This is a genomic window from Rhodoplanes tepidamans, from assembly GCF_030813915.1.
GTDB lineage: Bacteria > Pseudomonadota > Alphaproteobacteria > Rhizobiales > Xanthobacteraceae > Rhodoplanes > Rhodoplanes tepidamans.
In genome coordinates this window covers 362,337-380,298 of the sequence record NZ_JAUSUJ010000001.1, presented here as the reverse complement: position 1 = coordinate 380,298, position 17,962 = coordinate 362,337, and the positions used below count along the sequence as shown (strand labels likewise).

Here is a 17,962-nt window from a genome sequence, read left to right as displayed (position 1 = left end):
ACAGGGGCTATGGATTCCGGACAGCCGACCTGCGGTCGGCTTCCGGAACGACGGCGGGAGGAGATTCCTCCGGCCGAGATGCGAGGTGAAGGAATGACAGTCGAGCGTACGCCGGTCGCCTATGGCGACATGAGGGGATGGATCGCGGCACTGGAGGCGGCCGGCGAGCTGCATCGCGTGACGACCGAGGTCGACTGGAACATCGAGCTCGGCACCGTGCTGCGGCTCGCGCAGGGACCCGGCACCGGCCCGGCGCTGCTGTTCGAGCGCATCAAGGACTACGACGGCGCCGGCGCCCGCTGCGGGACGATCTTCGGCGGCGGCCTCGCCAGCTACCGGCGCGTCGCCATGATGCTCGGGCTGTCGCCCGACACCCATCCGCGCGAGCTCGTCAAGATCGGCCGCAGCATCCTGACCGGCAGCATCCCGCCCCGCATCGTCGACACCGGCCCGGTGAAGCGGAACATCGTGACGGGCGACGCGATCGACCTGTGGGACTTCCCGTCGCCGTTCTGGAACAAGGTCGACGGCGGCCGCTATCTGCTCACCTACGGCGGCGTCGTCACCAAGGACCCGAACACGAACGTGATGAATGTCGGCATCTATCGCGGCATGGTGGCGAGCCGCGACCAGATCCCGGTCCTGCTGTGGCGGGCCCAGAACATCGGCCAGCACATGACCGCCTGGGAGCAGGCCGGCCACACCCGCATGCCGGTCGCCGTGGCGATCGGCTGGGAGCCGACGCTCGGCTTCTGCGGCGGCGCGCCGATCGCCAAGGGCACCTGCGAGTACGACGTGATGGGCGCCATCCGGGGCGCGCCGGTCGATCTCGTCAAGTGCGAGAGCGTCGATCTCTACGTGCCGGCGACGGCCGAGATCGTCATCGAGGGTTACATCGACTTCGATCCGGCGACCTACGTGATGGAGGGGCCGTTCGCCGAGTTCACCGGCTACGTCGCCGGCGACCGCTCGCCCAAGCCGACCATCAAAGTGACGGCGATCACCCATCGCGACGATCCGATCCTGCGCGGCACCATCGAGGGCTCGCTGCCCGGCAGCTTCTCCGAGAACGCCGTCTGCAGCTCGATCATGCGGGCCGCCACCGCCTGGAACGTGCTCGACCGCGCCGGCGTGCCCGGCATCACCGACGTGTGGTGCCCGCCCGTGCACGCCGGCATCAATCTGCTGATCCAGATGAAGCAGAGCTATCGCGGCCAGGCCAAGCAGGCCGCCAATGCCATCTGGGGCTCGTCGGCCGCGCATGTGCGCTACAAGCACATCACGGTGGTCGACGACGACATCGACATCCACGACTACGCGGCCGTCGACTGGGCGATCGCCTACCGGGTCAACGCCGGCGAGGACGACGTGGTGATCATGCCGTCGACCTTCGGGGCCGGCCTCGACCCGTCGACCCGGCGGCGCGACCGCAACGCCGCGCTGTTCGGCACCGGCAAGTGGAACCGGCTGCTGATCGACGCCACCATCAACCTCGACTACGACCCCGATCCCGATCTCGGCGGCGCCCGGTTCCCGCCGACCGTGTGGCCGGCCAGGGACGAGCTCGAGGCCGTCGGCCGGCGCTGGGCGGACTACGGCCTGCCGGGGACGGTGAAGAAGCCGTGATCGCGAGGAGCATCGGCCGGCGCACGGCGATTCGTCATGGCGGTCGTCGCACGCTCAGACTCGTCATGCGCGGGCTCGACCCGCGCATCCATCCCTTCGGACAAAGAGCATCTTTCACAGCGTGATGGATTGCCGGGTCGAGCCCGGCAATGACGGAGAAGCAGGGACCTTTGTTGGATCTCACACGCCGGACGGGGCCCAAGACTCCGCCGGCTCGGTTTCAGGGAGAAGCGACCATGACGAGGACACTTGTTGCCGCGGTTGCGGCCTTCACGATCACGGCTACGACGGCATTTGCCGCCGATCCCTACCCGACCCGGCCGATCACCGTGATCGTACCGTTCGCCGGCGGCAGCGCCAGCGACGTGCTGGCCCGCGTCGTGCTCGAGCGGATGAGCAACACGATCGGCCAGCGCTTCGTCGTCGACAACCGCCCGGGCGCCGGCGGCAACATCGGCAGCCAGGTGGTCGCCAACGCGGCGCCCGACGGCTACACGCTGCTCTACGCCGGCTCCGGCCCGCTCGCCGTCAACAAGACGCTGATGCCCAATCTCGGCTACGACCCGGAGAAGGACTTCGCCCCGGTCACGCTCAGCGTGGTGCTGCCCAACGTCATCGTGGTCAACCCGAAGGTGCCGGCGAACTCGCTGAAGGAGCTCGTCGCCTACGCCAAGGCGAACCCCAAGTCGCTCTACTACGGCTCGGTCGGCATCGGCAGCTCGCAGCATCTCGCCGGGGTGAGCTTCGAGCAGATCACCGGCGCCCAGATCGTCCACGTGCCGTACCGGGCGGGACCGCAGATGTCGGCCGACCTGATCTCGGGCGAGACCCAGCTCGGCTTCCAGCTCCTGCCCAACGTGCTCGCCGGCGTCCGCGCCGGCCAGATCAAGCCCCTCGCCGTGACCGGCGACAAGCGGATGCCCGCCCTGCCCGACGTTCCGACGGTCGCCGAGTCCGGCCTGCCGGACTACAAGGCCGGCAGCTGGTTCGCCCTGATGGCGCCGCGCGGCACGCCGCCCGAGATCGTCGCCAGGCTCCAGAAGGAGCACGACGCCGCCATGAAGGACCCGGAGCTACGCGCCCGCTACGTCGAGCTCGGCGCCGAGCCGGTGATGCTAGGCCCGGACGAGGCGGCCAGGTTCATCTCGTCGGAGGTCGCCACCTGGCGCGACATCATCCGCAAGGGCGGCATCACGATCGGCCAGTGAGGAGCGCCGGGATCAGGCCGGGAGCGGAGCGGTCGCGCCCGCCTCGGCCGTCTGGCGGATGCGGACCAGCAGCTGGCGCAGCAGCGTGAGGTCGACGGGCTTCGGCAGCGCCTCGCGCACGTCGAGCCTCATCAGCGCTGCCATCGACGCAGTCTCGCTGCGCATCGCCGCGTTGGACCCGCTGACGATGACGATCGGGGTGCGGCACCCCATCTCCACGAGGGCGTGCATCACGTCGAGCCCGTTGCGGGTCCCGAGCGAGAGATCGAGCGTGATCGCCGAATACGAGCCACGGCGCAGGCACGCCACGGCCGCCCCGAACGAGGCGGCCGGCGTCGGCACGAAGCCGGCCCGCTCGGCGGTCTTGCACAGCACCATGCGGTGGACCGGATCGTCGTCGATCACCAGCACGCCGAGGGCGGCGGCGGGAGCCGCGGCTGCGGGGGCAGCGAGGGCCGGACCGAAGGGCGGGCGGGGGCTGGGGCCGCGGGCCAGATCGAGCATGTCCGATCTCCCGGTTCTGGGTTGGACGAGGCCCGGTCTACCGCCGCCCGTGCAAACATCCGCTTAATTCGATCGGAGAAAGTCGGCCTCATTCGCGCATTTCCTGCAACGCCTTCGAAAGGAAGACCGGCGCCCCCTCCCGCCGGCTCAGCCGCCGGTTCGCGGCGCCGCGCCGCGCGGCCGCCGCGCCGGCGCCGACACCCCGTCGGACGCCAGCCCCGACAGCGCGTCGACCACGGCGCGCAGCCCGCGGTCGAGCCGCTTGTCCCGCCGCAGCACCACGGCGAGCGTCCGGCTCAGCCGCGGCGACAGCGGGCGCACCACGACGCGGCCCCGCCCTTCGGCTGCCGAGACGGCGAGCCGCGGCAGCACGGCCCAGCCGAGGCCGGCGCCGACCAGCTCCTTGATCGCCTCGACGCTGCCGAGCTCCATCACCGGCTTCGGCGTGCGGCCGGCACGGGCGAACCAGCGGTCGATCACCCGGCGGGTGCTGCCGCCGGCCTCGTAGAGCACCAGCGGCTTGTCGGCGAGCAGCGCGGCGCCGACGCGCGGCGGCAGCGCCGTGCCGGGCGGCGCCACCGCGACCAGCTCGTCCTCGTAGACGGGCCCCAAGTGGAAGCTGCGGCCGCTGATCGGCAGCGTGGCGAGGGCGACGTCGAGCGCGTTGGCGGCGAGCCGGTCGAGGATGACGTCGGTGTTGCCGGTCTCGACCGTGATCTCGAGGCCCGGCAGGCGCCGCCGCAGCGCCCGCAGGAGCGACGGCAGGAGATAGATGCAGGCGGTCGCGCCGGTGCCGATCCGCACGCGGCCCACCGTTCCGGCCCGGTGCGGCGCCAGCGCCGCGAGAGCCTCGGCGAACTCGTCGCCGATGCGGCCGGCATGGAGGAGCAGGTCGCGCCCCGCCGGCGTCGGCTGGGCGCGGCGGCCGAGCCGCTCGATCAGCCGCACCCCGAGCCGCCGCTCCAGCATGCGGATCTGCAAGCTCACCGCCGGCTGGGTCAGGCCGGCGCGCTCCGCCGCGGCCGAGAAGCTGCCGAGCGCGGCGACGTCGCAGAAGGTGCGGAGCTGGTCGAGCGTGACACCCTTCATCCCGAGCATTCCTTATCGGATGCATAAGCTGCATAAGCTTCCATTGGAGACGCCGCGGATGCAAGATCGCCTTCGCCCCGCCGCGGGGCCTGCGAGGAATCCGTGTCCGCTCCGCTTCCGTCCGTGTCGTCGTCCGCGTCGCTGCGGCTGCGCGACTGCGCCGCCGCCGACCTTCCCGCCGTCACCGCCATCTACGCCGCCGCGGTCCGCCACGGCCGTGCCAGCTTCGAGCTCGAGCCGCCCGACCTCGCCGAGATGACGCGGCGGCGCGACGTGCTGGTCGGCGGCGGCTTTCCCTACCTGGTCGCCGAGAGCGCCGGCGCGATCGTCGGCTACGCCTATGCGGGCCCGTACCGGTCTCGTCCCGCCTATGCCGGCACGGTGGAGAACTCGGTCTATGTCACGCCAGACCAGCAGGGCCGCGGCGTCGGCCGCGCCCTGCTGGCGCGGCTGATCGACGAGGCGGCGGCCCGCGGCTTCCGCCAGATGGTCGCGGTGATCGGCGATTCGGAGAACCGCGCCTCGATCCGGCTGCACGAGCACGCCGGCTTCCGTCTCGTCGGCGTGCTGCGGGCGGTGGGCTTCAAGCACGGCGTCTGGCTCGACACCGTGCTGATGCAGCGCCCGCTCGGCGACGGCGACCGAACGCCCCCGGCGGCGCACGCGCCGTGATCACGCGAAACCTCGTCGCGGCGCTCGGCGCCGCGCAGCTCGTGCTGTGGGGCGTCACCTACTACCTGGTCGGCGTGCTCGGCGACGCGATGGCGGCCGATCTCGGCTGGTCGCGGACCGCCGTGCACGGCGGCTTCGCCCTCGCCCTGGTGGTGATGGGCCTCGCCTCCGCCCCGGTCGGCCGCGCCGTCGACCGGCTGGGCGGCGCCCGCATCATGACGGCCGGCTCGCTCCTCGCGGCGCTCGGCTGCGCCGGGCTCGCCGCCACGGCCGGTCCGATCTCCTATCTCGCCGCCTGGGCCTGCCTCGGCCTCGCCATGCGGATGACGCTCTACGAGGCGGCCTTCGCGGCCCTGGTGCGGATCGGCGGCGGCGCGGCGCGACCGGCGATCTCGCAGATCACCCTGCTCGGCGGCCTCGCCTCGACGGTGTTCTGGCCGATCGGCGCCACGCTCGCCGACGTCTTCGGCTGGCGTGGCGCCGCGCTCGGCTACGCGCTGTTCGCGCTCGCCACCGTGCCGATCCACCGCGCGATCCCGGACACGCGGGCGATCGACCGGCCGGCCGAAGGCGCGGCCGCCCCTGCCCCGCGCGCCGCCACGCCGCGCGACTTCCGGATCGCGGCCCTGCTGTACGGCACCGGCGTCACGGTGACGTCCTTCCTGGCCGCCGGCCTGTCGGCCCATATGATCGGCATGATAGCGGGGCTCGGCCTCGCCGCCGGCCTCGCCGTGTGGCTGTCGACGCTGCGCGGCATCGGCCAGTCGGCGGCGCGGCTCGCCGAGGTGCTGCTCGGCGCCCGCACCGATCCGCTTCGGCTCGGCACGCTGGCCGCCGCGCTGCTGCCGCTCGGGTTCATGGTGGGTCTTCTCGGCGGCGTGGCGCCGCTCGCGGCGGCCGTGTTCGCGCTGGCCTACGGGGCCGGCAACGGCCTGCTCACCATCGTGCGCGGGACGCAGCCGCTGGTGCTGTTCGATCCCCGCACCTACGGGGCCCTGGTCGGCCGCCTGATGACCGCCAGCTTCTTCGTCTCGGCGGTGGCGCCGGTCGCCTATGCGGCCGTGATCGACGCCTATGGCGCCGCTGCCGCGCTGATCGCATCGGCGGTGCTGGGCTGCATCGGGCTCGCCTGCTCGGCCGCGATGCTGGTGCGGTTCGGCCGGACCGACTGACCGATCGGCGAGGTGCACCGCGTCGCGCGCGCGGCGCCGCTGTGCTAGGGTCGCGACCGCGTCGCGCGCGGCCGTCTCGGCCCGGCGGCGCGAGACCATCGCCCGGATCCCGACCCCGCCATGCGCATCCTGATCATCGACGACGAGGAGCTGGCGCGCGCCGAGCTCGGCATGCTGCTCGCGCGCGAGGCCGACGTGGAGATCGTCGGCGAGTGCTCCAACGCCGTCGAGGGCATCGCCGCCATCCACCGGCTGCAGCCGGACGCCGTGTTCCTCGACATCCAGATGCCGCGCATCTCCGGGCTCGAGATGCTCGGCATGATCGACCCCGAGCGCATGCCCCGCATCGTCTTCCTCACCGCCTACGAGGAATACGCGCTGCGCGCCTTCGACGCGAACGCCTTCGACTACCTGCTCAAGCCGGTGCAGGAGGGCCGCATCGCCAAGACGCTAGACCGGCTGCGCCGGCCGGCCGCCGGCGCACCGCCGCTGCCGGCCGAGGCCGCGCAGGCGCTGCGTCACATCCCCTGCACCGGGCTCAACCGCATCCGCCTGATGAAGATCGACGAGGTGGAGGCGATCGTGTCGCGGACCAGCGGCGTCTACGTCCTCGGCACCGACGGCGAGGAGCACTTCACCGAGCTGACGCTGCGGACCCTGGAGGAACGCACCCCGTTGATGCGCTGCCATCGCCAGTACATGGTCAATGCCGACCGCATCCGCGACATCGCGTTCGGCGAAGGCGGGCTCGCCAGCATCGTCACGGTGGGCGGCCGCACCATCCCGGTGAGCCGCCGCTTCCTCGGCGTCCTGAAGGAGCGGCTGGGAATCGGGTAGGACGAGCTTCTCCATCTGCACCGTCGCCCCCGTTCTCCGACTCCCTCGTCCCGGGGCGTCGCGTCAGCGACGAGCCCGGGACCCGTAACCCCTGTCTTTCGTGAGCCACCGCGACCGGGCGTATGGATTCCGGGCTCGCGAACCTGCGGTCCGCGCCCCGGAATGACGGCAGGAACAAAGCCGGCTCTCCCGCCCTGTCCCCCACAAGAAAACGGCCGGCCCGCGGAGCGGACCGGCCGGAGACTCACGACGTCGCCCGGCTCATTCGGCCGGCACCTTGTATTCGGCGGGCACGTCGCCGAGGTCGTAGCCGTCGGTCCGGTGCTGGGTCCGATACATGGCGATCCAGCGCTTCACCGAGGCGACCAGGATGACGACGCCGAGCGCCATCATGATGGCCGAGATGCCGGCATTGACCGGGTTGTAGCCCTTCGCGGCCGGGTTCAGGTAGACGTTGGCGATCATCCACCAGCCGGCGTAGTTGACGGTGACGAACAGGTAGGCGAGCGGCAGCAGGCAGGTGAGCGCGTAGATCCGCTTCGCCGAGAGCCGCAGGATGATGGTCGCGCCGATCATCAGGCCGAGCGAGGCCATCATCTGGTTCGACACGCCGAACAGCGCCCACACCGAGTTGATGTCGCCGGAGTTGAGCAGGTAACCCCACAGGACGCAGGCCAGCACCGAGGCGCCGATCGAGCCCGGCACCCAGTCGAGCCGCTTCATCGGGGCCCACAGGTCGCCGACGATGTCCTGGATCAGGTAGCGCGACACGCGGGTGCCGCTGTCGATGGCCGTGAGGATGAACACCGCCTCGAACATGATGACGAACTGGAAGAAGTAGGACGCCAGCGTCGAGAACCACGGCACCTTGGTGAAGATCTCGGTCATGCCGACCGCGAGCGTCACGGCGCCGCCGGTGCGGCCGGCCAGATCCATGCCGATCTCCTGTTGCAGCCGCGGGAGCTCGACGACCTGCATGCCGAGCTTGGCGAACACCTCGGGCGCGGCGTTGATGGCGAAGTAGTCGGCCATCGGCAGCGCCGTGGCGGCGATCAGGGCCAGCACCGCGACCATGCACTCGACCAGCATCATGCCGAAGGCGACCGGCAGGATGTCGCTCCACTTGTCGACCAGCTTCGGCGTGGTGCCGGAGCCGATGAAGGCGTGGAACCCCGAGATGGCGCCGCACGCGATGGTGATCGAGATGAAGGGCCACACCGGGCCGGACAGCACCGGGCCGCCGCCGTGGATGAAGTCCGTGAAGGCCGGGAAGCGGATCTCCGGGTTGATGAAGACGACGCCGACGACCAGCGCGCCGAACACGCCGATCTTCATGAAGCTCGACAGGTAGCCGCGCGGCGTGAGCAGCAGCCACACCGGCAGGGCCGAGGCGAGGAAGGCGTAGGCCGGCAGCGCGATCGCGACGGTGTCGTGGTTGTAGCTGAACCAGGCGCCGAGCGCGCTCTCCTGCACGTAGGGTCCGGCCAGCACCGAGGCCAGGATGGCGGCGAGTCCGAACCAGGTGGCGATCTTGTGGTTGCCGCCCAGCCGCTCGAACAGGCCGACGGCGATCGCGATTGGTATGGTCATGAACACCGCGAAGGTGCCCCACGGGTTCCGCTCGAGCGCGTGCACGACCACCATCGAGAGGCCCGCCATCGTGATGGTGATGATGAACAGCATGGCGAGCGCCGTGCACCACCCGGCGACGGTGCCGAGCTCGGCCTTGGCGACCTCGGACAGCGACGTGCCCTTGTGCTTCATCGAGGCGAAGAGCACGACGGTGTCGTGCACGGCGCCGCCGAGCACGCAGCCGGCGAGCAGCCAGACGAAGCCCGGCATGTAGCCGAACTGCGCGGCGAGCACCGGGCCGACCAGCGGGCCGGCCGCCGCGATGGCCGCGAAGTGCTGGCCGGCATTGACCCACGTCTTGGTGGGCACGTAGTTGCGCCCGTCCTCGAGCGCATGGGACGGGGTCACCTCGCTGTCGTCGGCGCCGAGCACCTTGCGGACGAAGAAGACCCCGTAGAATCGATAGCAGATCACCAGCACGCAGAGTGTGGCGAAGACGAAGGAGAGTGCGTTGTCCACGGTCGAGATCCTTGCATCTGGATGCTCGACCCTAGGGCCGCGCGCCCGCCCGCGGGGGCGCCTTCCGGCGAACGGCGGAATCCGGCGGGTGAGAGGCGGCGGCGCGGCCCCGAGCGGCGGCGCGCCGCCGCGGGCACCGCGGTCAGGCGGCCGTCGCGGCGTCTACGGGAGACTCCGGAACCGTCGCGGTCGCGCAGGGAAGCCGCAGCGAGACCCGCGTCGCCACGTCCGGCTGGCAGGCGACGGAGACGCCATAGGCCTCGCCGTAGCGGGCCCGCAGGCGGCGATCGACCAGCGTCATGCCGAGGCCGCCGCTGCGCGGCGCCTTCGCCTCGTAGAGGCCGGCATTGTCCTCCACCTCGACGACGAGGTCCTCGCCGTCGCGGCGGGCGCCGAGGCGGATACGGCCGGTGCCGAGCACCTGCGAGGTGCCGTGCTTGATGGCGTTCTCGACCAGCGGCTGCAGCGAGAAGGCCGGCAGATGGACGGCGGCGAGGTCCGGCGGAATCGCCAGCGTCACGTCGAGCCTGTCCCGGAACCGGGCCTTCTCGATCTCCAGATAGGCGCGGACGTGCTCGATCTCGTCCTCGAGCGTCACCTCCTCGCTGGCCCGCTTGAGGTTCTTGCGGAAGAAGGTCGAGAGGTTCTGCACCAGCCGCCGCGCCTCGGCCGGATCGATGCGGATGATGGCGGACAGCGTGTTGAGCGCGTTGAACAGGAAGTGCGGGTTAACCTGGGCGTGCAGGAGCTTGATCTCCGACTGGGCGAGGAGCTGCTTCTGCCGCTCGTAGCGTCCGGCCAGGATCTGGGCCGACAGGAGGCGCGCGACGCCCTCGCCCAGCGCCCGGTTGAAGGTGGAGAACAGCTTCGACTTCGGCTCGTAGAGCTTGATGGCGCCGAGCACCTCGCCGTCCTCGCCCTGCAGCGGGATGACCAGCGCGGCGCCGAGCGGACAGTTCGGGTCGATCGAGCAGGTGTAGGCGACCTCGTTGCCGTCGGCGTACATGACCTTGTTGTCGCGGATCGCCTCCTTGGTCTGGGCCGAGGTGATGGGCCGCCCCGGCACGTGGTGGTCGGCCCCGATGCCGATGAAGGCGAGAATCTTCTCGCGGTCGGTGATCGCCACCGCGCCGACGCCGGCCTCCTCGTAGAGGATGCGGGCCACCGTGGTGCTGTTCTCGGCGTCGAAGCCGCTGCGCAGCACGCCCTCGGCGCGCGCCGCGATCTTCAGCGCCTTGGCCGAGAACACCGCCGAGTGGGTCTCGAACAGCTTGCGCCGGTCGAGCAGGATGCTCATGAACATCGCCGCCCCGATGGTGTTCGCCACCGTCATCGGCAGGACGATCTCGGCGACGAGCTGGACGGCGTCGCCGAACGGGCGCGCCACCGCGACGATGATCGCCATCTGGGTGAGCTGGGCGAACAGCGTGACGGCGGCGACCAGCGGCGGCGACAGCAGCAGCCCGATCTTGTGCCGGCGCAGCAGATAGGAGTGGACGAGGCCGCCGATCAGCCCGTCCGACATGGTGGAGATGGCGCAGGCGAGCGCCGTGAAGCCGCCCATCGAGTAGCGGTGCAAGCCGCCCGTGATGCCGACCGCGAGCCCGACCAGCGGCCCGCCCAGGATGCCGCCCAGCACCGCGCCGATCGCACGGGTGTTGGCGATCGATTCGCCGATGTGGAGGCCGAAATAGGTCCCCATGATGCAGAACATCGAGAAGACGGCCCAGCAGGCGACCTTGCGCCACGGCTGCACGGTCACCTGGATCAGCGGCAGGAACAGCGGCGTCTTCGAGAACAGATAGGCGATGACCAGATACACGCAGGTCTGCTGCAGCAGCATGAGGACGAGGTCGGCCCAGGCGAACATCGGCGCAGCGCTCCGCGGGTGAACACGTGACTCTACGTCCCGCCGGCGATCGTCACCATCAGGAGGAGTGCGGTGACGCGACCACCAGGCAGCGCCTCGTCGCGCAGGATTCGCCTGAACCGTCGTGCCGGACCGCGAACCGCAGGCGCGCGGCCTGCGGCCGCGCCCCGGGACGACCGAAAACCGACCGCCTCACCGCACCTTCAGGCCGCGCGTGCGGAAGATCGCGATCGCCGCGTCGAGCGCCTCGCGCGAGGGCGGCTCGGTGCCGTCGAGCGGATAGGCGCGGCCGAGCTCGGCCCACTTGTGCACGCCGAGCCGGTGATAGGGCAGCACGTCGACCTGCTGGACCAGCGGGCCGAGACCGGCGAGGAGATCGGCGAGCCGCGCGATCTCGGCCTCCCCGTCGGTCAGGCCGGGCACCAGCACGTAACGGATCCACATCGGCTTGCCGAGCCGCACCATGCGGCGGGCGAAGTCGAGGGTCGGCGCGAGATCGCGGCCGGTGATCCGCTTGTAGACGGCCGGATCGGAATGCTTGACGTCGAGCAGCACGAGGTCGACCGGGTCGAACCAGTCGTCGTCGACGCTGCGGCCGAGGAACCCGGTGGTGTCGAGCGCGGTGTGCAGGCGCAGGTCGTCGTGGAGGCGGGTCAGCAGCGCGCCGACGAAGCGGGCCTGCGTCATCGGCTCGCCGCCCGACACGGTGACGCCGCCGGCCAGCCGCAGGAAGCCGCGATACGGCGCGATCTCGGCCAGCGCCTCGTCCAGGTCGATGCGGCGCCCGGCCTTCAGCTTCCAGGTGTCCGGGTTGTGGCAGTACAGGCAACGCAGCGGACAGCCGGCCATGAAGAACACGAACCGCATGCCCGGGCCGTCGCCGGCCGCGCCCGATTCGACCGAATGCAGGAAGCCGACCGGCGCCTCGCCGGCGACCCCTGCGGCCGGCGGCACGACGATGCACGCGGGTGCGTCGCCGTGTCCGCGGGCCAGGGAGGATGTGAAGGTCATCGGGGGTCTCTCCTCCGGTTCGTCGTCGGCGCCCGGCCCGTGATCAGGAGTGTCGGACCGGGCGCCCTCGCGACGAACTCTTCGCGGCGCTGCCGCCGCCGCGGCGCCGCCGCCGGAGCGGCGGCGCCGGCCGTGTCACATGCAGCCGTGGAACGTCCGGCTGATCACGTCGAGCTGCTGCTCGCGGCTCAGCTTGACGAAGTTCACGGCGTAGCCGGAGACCCGGATGGTGAGCTGCGGGTAGATCTCCGGGTGCTCCATCGCGTCGAGCAGCGTCTCGCGGTTCAGCACGTTGACGTTGACGTGGTGGCCCATGGCGCCCGCGAAGGCGTCGAGGCAGGCCGCGAGGTTCTTCTGCCGCTCCTCCGGCACCCGGCCGAGCGCCGTCGGCGTGGCCGAAGCGGTCCAGGAGATGCCGTCGAGCGCGCAGGCGTACGGGATCTTCGACACCGACGCACCGGCCGCGATGAAGCCCTTCTTGTCGCGGCCGTTCATCGGGTTCGCCCCGGGCGCGAACGGCTCGCCGGCGCGGCGGCCGTCCGGCGTATTGCCGGTCTTCTTGCCGTACACCACGTTGGACGTGATGGTCAGCACCGACTGGGTCGGCATCGCGTTCCGGTAGAAGTGCGGCTGCGCCTTGATCTTCTCGATGAAGGTCTCGGCCAGCCACACGGCGATCGAGTCGGCGCGGTCGTCGTTGTTGCCGTAGGCCGGGTAGTCGCCTTCGATCACGTAGTCGACCGCGAGGCCGGCCTTGTTGCGCACCACCTTCACCTTGGCGTGCTTGATGGCCGACAGGCTGTCGGCGGCGACCGACAGGCCGGCGATGCCGCACGCCATGGTGCGCAGCACGTCGCGATCGTGCAGCGCCATCTCGATGCGCTCGTAGGCGTACTTGTCGTGCATGTAGTGGATGACGTTCAGCGCCTTGATGTAGGTCTTGGCGAGCCACGACATCATCGGGTCGAGCTTGGCGACCACGGTGTCGTAGTCGAGCACGTCGCCCTCGATCGGCGTGAAGCCCTCGGCCACCACCATGCCGGACTTCTCGTCGACGCCGCCGTTGATCGCGTAGAGCAGCGCCTTGGCGAGGTTGGCGCGGGCGCCGAAGAACTGCATCTGCTTGCCGATCCGCATCGGCGAGACGCAGCAGGCGATGCCGTAGTCGTCGCCCCAGTGCGGCCGCATCACGTCGTCGTTCTCGTACTGGATCGACGAGGTCTCGATCGACACCTTGGCGCAGTAGTCCTTGAAGCCCTCGGGCAACTGCGTCGACCACAGCACCGTCAGGTTCGGCTCCGGCGCCGGGCCGAGGTTGAACAGCGTCTGCAGGAAGCGGAAGCTCGTCCTGGTGACGAGCGGACGGCCGTCCTCGCCGATGCCGCCGATCGACTCGGTGACCCAGGTCGGATCGCCGGAGAACAGCGTGTCGTATTCGGGCGTGCGCAGGAAGCGGACGATGCGCAGCTTGATGACGAGGTCGTCGATCAGCTCCTGGGCGCTCTCTTCCGTCAGGAGTCCGCGCTCGATGTCGCGGTCGAGATAGATGTCCAGGAAGGTCGAGACGCGGCCGAGCGACATCGCCGCGCCGTTCTGCTCCTTCACGGCGGCCAGGTAGCCGAAATAGGTCCACTGCACCGCCTCGCGGCCGGTGCGCGCCGGCTGCGTCACGTCGCAGCCGTAGCTCGCCGCCATCTCGGCGAGCTCGTCGAGGGCGCGGATCTGCTCGTTGAGCTCCTCGCGCTGCCGCATCGTCGCCTCGTCGAACACGGCGTCGTCGATCTCGTGCAGCTCGCGGCGCTTGTCGGCCTTCAGCCGGTCGGTGCCGTAGAGCGCGACGCGCCGGTAGTCGCCGATGATGCGGCCGCGGCCGTAGGCGTCCGGCAGGCCGGTGACGATACCCGACTTGCGGGCCGCCAGAATCTCCGGCGAGTAGGCGTCGAAGACGCCCTGATTGTGGCTCTTGCGGTGCCTGGTCCAGGTCTCCTTCACGGCCGGATCGATCTCGTAGCCGTAGGCCTCGAGCCCCATCTCGACCATGCGCAGGCCGCCGTTCGGCATGATGGCGCGCTTGAGCGGCGCGTCGGTCTGCAGGCCGACGATCAGCTCGGCGTCACGATCGATGAAGCCGGGCGCGTGCGCCGTGATGGCGGCGGGACGATCGACCGAGACGTCGAGCACGCCCTTCTTGCGCTCCTCGGCGAGGAGCTCGGTGAGCTTCGCCCAGACGCCGAGGGTGCGCGAGGTCGGACCGGAGAGGAAACGCGAGTCGCCGAGATACGGGCGGTAGTTCGCCTGGATGAAACCGCGTACGTCGATCTGGCTCTGCCACGGCCCGGCGGCGAAGCCGGCCCACGGCTCCTGTGCGGTGGCGTTCTCGGTGATTGCGTTCATGACGACCTCGTAGGAACATGTCCGACAGAGGCACGAGCACGGGAGCGCTTCGGTCGTCTGATACCGGGGGCGTGTCAGGCGAGATGGGTCGTCACGGAGACGTCGGAATCTTGCGGTTCCGGCGAGACCGCCCGGCCCGGTCAGGTCGCGCAGCGGTTCGAACCTCGATGGCCAGTGATATATCACTACGTATTTCGGTGCCGTAGGGGGCGCGGACGAATGCCCGCCATCCGCCGAAACGACGGCTCGGGGCGAATACGACATCTTGTGATATTTCACCGGCCCGGACGCGCAGTTTCGTTCCGGATCGGGCCGCGTTTTTGTTTACGGGATCCCGCGGTCCGGGAAAACGCGTAGCCCGCCGGCGGCGCGTGGCCACTCCGGTCGGGGACGACGCGGCGGCCGGCTCCCGGAGGACCGCCCGTGCCGGACTACAGATGCCGCATGCCGAGCGTCTCGAGCAGCGGCAGCAGCTCGTCGCGGGCGTGCTCGCGATGGGCCCGGGCGAGCGCGCCGGCGCGCGGCGCGTCGCCCTTGCGGATCGCCGCCGTGACGGCGAGATGTTCCTTGAGCGAGCGGATCGGCTTGACGCGCAGCCGCAGCGTCACCATGCGGGCGCGGTGCGACTGGTCCATCACGGTGCCGACCGCGCGGGCGAGACGGCGGTTGCCGCAGCGCTCGACGAGGGCGCGGTGGAAGCGGTCGTCGGCCTGCGCCCAGGCGTCGAGGTCGTCACGGTCGAGGGCGGCGCGCATGTCGGCATTGATCGCGTCGAGCGCATCGAGCGCCCGCGTCCGCAGCGCCGCGTCGCCGGCCGCGATCGCCTCGGCGGCGCGCCCCTCCAGGGTGGCGACGAGATCGTAGATCTCGCGCATGTCGTCGGGCGAGAGCGCACAGACCTGGATGCCGCGCTTCGGCAGCACCCGCACCAGGCCCTCCTCCTGCAGGCGGATCAGCGCCTCGTGCACGGGGGTGCGGCTCATCCCGAGGCGCAGCGCGATCTCCTGCTCGGAGCCCTGGTAGCCGGGCGGGAACACGTTGTCGCGCACCGCCGTCTTCAGGGCCCGGTAGGCGTTCTCGACCAGGGACGCGCCGCTCTCGGCCGGCGCGGCCGGTGCGACGCCGCCTGCCCCGCTCCTGCCCGGAGTCGTCACGGCCGTCCCCTCCGGCTCGCGATCCCGCTCTCCTGTTGCATGGAAGCTCCTATGGAAGATTGACAGCCCGACGCCGCGGCAGTATAGCGGATTCGCCAACTTGCATGGAAGTCGGCATGCATCCGGCCCCATGGCGACGCACGGCGCGGCGCCCGGCCGGCGACGGACGAGAGGGCGGACGGACGATGCGGGACTATCGGATCGCGGCGATCCCGGGCGACGGAATCGGGACGGAAGTGATCGCGGCCGGCCTGCAGGCGCTCGCCGTCTGCGCCGAGCGCGACGGCGGCTTCCGGCTCGCCGTCGACCATTTCGACTGGGGCTCCGCCTACTACAAGAAGCATGGCGTGATGATGCCGGCGGACGGCCGCGACCGCATCCGCGGGCACGACGCGATCTTCTTCGGCGCGGTCGGCGCGCCCGACGTGCCGGACCACGTCACCCTGTGGGGGCTGCGGCTCGCCATCTGCCAGCCGTTCGACCAGTACGCCAATGTGCGGCCGACCCGGATTCTGCCCGGCATCACGAGCCCGCTGCGCGCCGTCTCGGGGCCCGAGCTCGACTGGGTGATCGTGCGCGAGAACTCCGAGGGCGAGTATGCCGGGGTGGGCGGGCGCGTCCACCAGGGCTTCCCCTACGAGACGGCGACCGACGTCGCCATGTTCACGCGGGTCGGCGTCACCCGCATCATGCGCTACGCCTTCCGGCTGGCGCAGTCGCGTCCGCGAAAGCTGCTCACCGTCGTCACCAAGTCGAACGCGCAGCGCCACGCCATGGTGATGTGGGACGAGATCGCCGCCGAGGTGGCGGCCGAGTTCCCCGACGTGACCTGGGACAAGATGCTGGTCGACGCCATGACCATGCGCATGGTCACGAAGCCGGAGAGCATCGACACCATCGTGGCGACCAACCTGCACGCCGACATCCTCTCGGATCTGGCGGCGGCGCTCGCCGGCTCGCTCGGCATCGCGCCGACCGGCAACATCAATCCGGAGCGCGCGTTTCCGTCGATGTTCGAGCCGATCCACGGCTCGGCCTTCGACATCACCGGCAAGGGCATCGCCAACCCGATCGCCACCTTCTGGTCGGGCTCGATGATGCTGGAGCACCTCGGCGAGACCGCCGCCGCCGCGCGCCTGATGCGCGCCGTCGAGCGCGTCACCGCCGATCCGCGGCTGCACACGCCGGATCTCGGTGGCAGCGCGACCACGGCAATGGTCACCGACGCGGTTTGCGAGGCGCTCGTCGGCGACAATTCGTAACGGCCGGCAAGGCCACCGCCCTCGCGCACGAGGGAGCCCATGCTTTGTTCGTCGATGCGTCACGGCCCGCGACGGGCCGTGCGAACGATCCTTCACGCCGCCTTGGCCGGCCTCGCCCTGTTGGGGCTCGGTGCAGGGGCGCAGGCGGAGAGCGGCTGGCCGACGAAGCCGATCACCATCCTGGTCCCGGCCGCCGCCGGCGGGCCGACCGACACGGTCGCCCGGCTGATCGCCGAATCGATGACCAGGACGCTCGGCCAGACCGTCCTCGTCGAGAACCAGGGCGGGGCCGGAGGCACCCTCGGCATGGGCCGCATCGCCCGCACGCCGGCCGACGGCTACACGCTCGCCATCTGGCACATCGCCCACGCGACCGCGCCGGCCCTCTACGACACGCTGAAATACGATCCGGTCGCCGACTTCGACCATGTCGGCCGCATCACCGACGTGCCGATGACGATCGTCTCCAAGGCCGCCCTGCCCCCGACGTCGATCGGCGCGCTGATCGAGTGGATGAAGGCGAACAAGGCGACCGCGAGCTTCGGCCATGCCGGCGTCGGCTCGGCCGCGCATCTCTGCTCGCTGCTGTTCATGAGCGAAGTGGGCGTCCAGCTCGCGCCCGTCGCCTATCGCGGCACCGGCCCCGCCATGAACGACCTGCTCGGCGGCCAGATCGACCTGCTGTGCGACCAGACGACCAACACGACGAACCACATCAGGGAAGGCCGCATCAAGGGCTACGCGGTGACGACGAAGGCCCGCGTCTCCTCGCTGCCCGACCTGCCGACCCTCGACGAGACGGCCCTGAGGGGCTTCGAGGTGTCGGCCTGGCACGCCATGTGGGCGCCCCGCGGCCTGCCCAAGGAGGCGATCGACAAGCTGGTGCCGGCCCTGCAGACGGCGCTGCGGGACCCCAAGGTGATCGAGCGCTTCGCCAGCCTCGGCACCGAGCCGGTGCCGCTCGACCAGGCGACACCCGCGGCGCTGAAGGCCCAGCTCGTCGCCGAGGTCGAGAAGTGGGGCAAGGTGATCCGGGCCGCCGGCGTGAAGGGCAACTGAGGTCGAGGCTCCG

14 protein-coding genes are annotated in these 17,962 nt (G+C 70.7%); 7 read left to right on the top strand and 7 right to left on the bottom strand.

Annotated features, from left to right (window positions below):
* Positions 1–93 precede the first annotated feature (93 nt).
* Entirely contained in the window at positions 94–1,626 is a 1,533-nt protein-coding gene (locus J2S22_RS01750; RefSeq protein ID WP_272776029.1) for a UbiD family decarboxylase, read from the top strand.
* 236 nt (positions 1,627–1,862) lie between these two features.
* On the top strand, positions 1,863–2,834 hold the full coding sequence (locus J2S22_RS01745; RefSeq protein ID WP_272776028.1) for a Bug family tripartite tricarboxylate transporter substrate binding protein: 972 nt from the start codon (positions 1,863–1,865) through the stop codon (positions 2,832–2,834).
* A gap of 12 nt (positions 2,835–2,846) precedes the next feature.
* On the opposite strand, the gene J2S22_RS01740 is transcribed toward J2S22_RS01745, so the two are convergent.
* A complete protein-coding gene (locus tag J2S22_RS01740; RefSeq protein WP_272776027.1) occupies positions 2,847–3,338 on the bottom strand; it encodes a response regulator in 492 nt (163 codons plus the stop codon).
* Between the two features lie 147 nt (positions 3,339–3,485).
* Positions 3,486–4,427, bottom strand: a complete 942-nt coding sequence (locus J2S22_RS01735; RefSeq protein ID WP_272776026.1) for a LysR family transcriptional regulator — start codon at positions 4,425–4,427, stop codon at positions 3,486–3,488.
* A 102-nt stretch (positions 4,428–4,529) separates the two neighbouring features.
* Between J2S22_RS01735 and J2S22_RS01730 the strand changes: the two genes are divergently transcribed.
* From J2S22_RS01730 to btsR, 3 genes are all read left to right on the top strand, one after another.
* Complete coding sequence (locus J2S22_RS01730; protein WP_370878160.1) at positions 4,530–5,099, top strand: GNAT family N-acetyltransferase; 570 nt, start codon at positions 4,530–4,532, stop codon at positions 5,097–5,099.
* The gene (locus tag J2S22_RS01725) at positions 5,096–6,271 is read left to right on the top strand and encodes an MFS transporter (protein ID WP_272776025.1); all 1,176 of its coding nucleotides are present in this window, start codon (positions 5,096–5,098) and stop codon (positions 6,269–6,271) included. Before J2S22_RS01730 ends, J2S22_RS01725 begins: the two co-directional genes overlap by 4 nt.
* Before the next feature lie 120 nt (positions 6,272–6,391).
* Positions 6,392–7,108: a two-component system response regulator BtsR gene (btsR, locus tag J2S22_RS01720; RefSeq protein ID WP_272776024.1), complete on the top strand. Its 717-nt coding sequence runs from the start codon at positions 6,392–6,394 to the stop codon at positions 7,106–7,108.
* Between the two features lie 261 nt (positions 7,109–7,369).
* On the opposite strand, the gene J2S22_RS01715 is transcribed toward btsR, so the two are convergent.
* From J2S22_RS01715 to J2S22_RS01695, 5 genes are all read right to left on the bottom strand, one after another.
* Positions 7,370–9,199 carry a carbon starvation CstA family protein gene (locus J2S22_RS01715; RefSeq protein WP_272776023.1) on the bottom strand — a complete coding sequence of 610 codons (1,830 nt, stop codon included), beginning with the start codon at positions 9,197–9,199 and terminating at the stop codon, positions 7,370–7,372.
* 142 nt (positions 9,200–9,341) lie between these two features.
* Positions 9,342–11,069: a sensor histidine kinase gene (locus tag J2S22_RS01710; RefSeq protein WP_272776022.1), complete on the bottom strand. Its 1,728-nt coding sequence runs from the start codon at positions 11,067–11,069 to the stop codon at positions 9,342–9,344.
* A gap of 192 nt (positions 11,070–11,261) precedes the next feature.
* Positions 11,262–12,080 (bottom strand): pyruvate formate-lyase-activating protein, encoded by an 819-nt coding sequence (gene pflA, locus J2S22_RS01705; RefSeq protein WP_272776021.1) that lies wholly within the window; start codon positions 12,078–12,080, stop codon positions 11,262–11,264.
* A 135-nt stretch (positions 12,081–12,215) separates the two neighbouring features.
* On the bottom strand, positions 12,216–14,474 hold the full coding sequence (gene pflB / locus J2S22_RS01700; RefSeq protein ID WP_272779349.1) for a formate C-acetyltransferase: 2,259 nt from the start codon (positions 14,472–14,474) through the stop codon (positions 12,216–12,218).
* Between the two features lie 431 nt (positions 14,475–14,905).
* Complete coding sequence (locus J2S22_RS01695; RefSeq protein ID WP_307155782.1) at positions 14,906–15,628, bottom strand: GntR family transcriptional regulator; 723 nt, start codon at positions 15,626–15,628, stop codon at positions 14,906–14,908.
* 185 nt (positions 15,629–15,813) lie between these two features.
* On the opposite strand from J2S22_RS01695, the gene J2S22_RS01690 reads away from it, so the two are divergent.
* Together J2S22_RS01690 and J2S22_RS01685 are read left to right on the top strand one after the other, a co-directional pair.
* The gene (locus J2S22_RS01690; protein WP_272779350.1) at positions 15,814–16,890 is read left to right on the top strand and encodes a tartrate dehydrogenase; all 1,077 of its coding nucleotides are present in this window, start codon (positions 15,814–15,816) and stop codon (positions 16,888–16,890) included.
* Between the two features lie 78 nt (positions 16,891–16,968).
* A complete protein-coding gene (locus J2S22_RS01685) occupies positions 16,969–17,949 on the top strand; it encodes a tripartite tricarboxylate transporter substrate-binding protein (RefSeq protein ID WP_272779351.1) in 981 nt (326 codons plus the stop codon).
* The last annotated feature ends 13 nt before the right edge of the window (positions 17,950–17,962 follow it).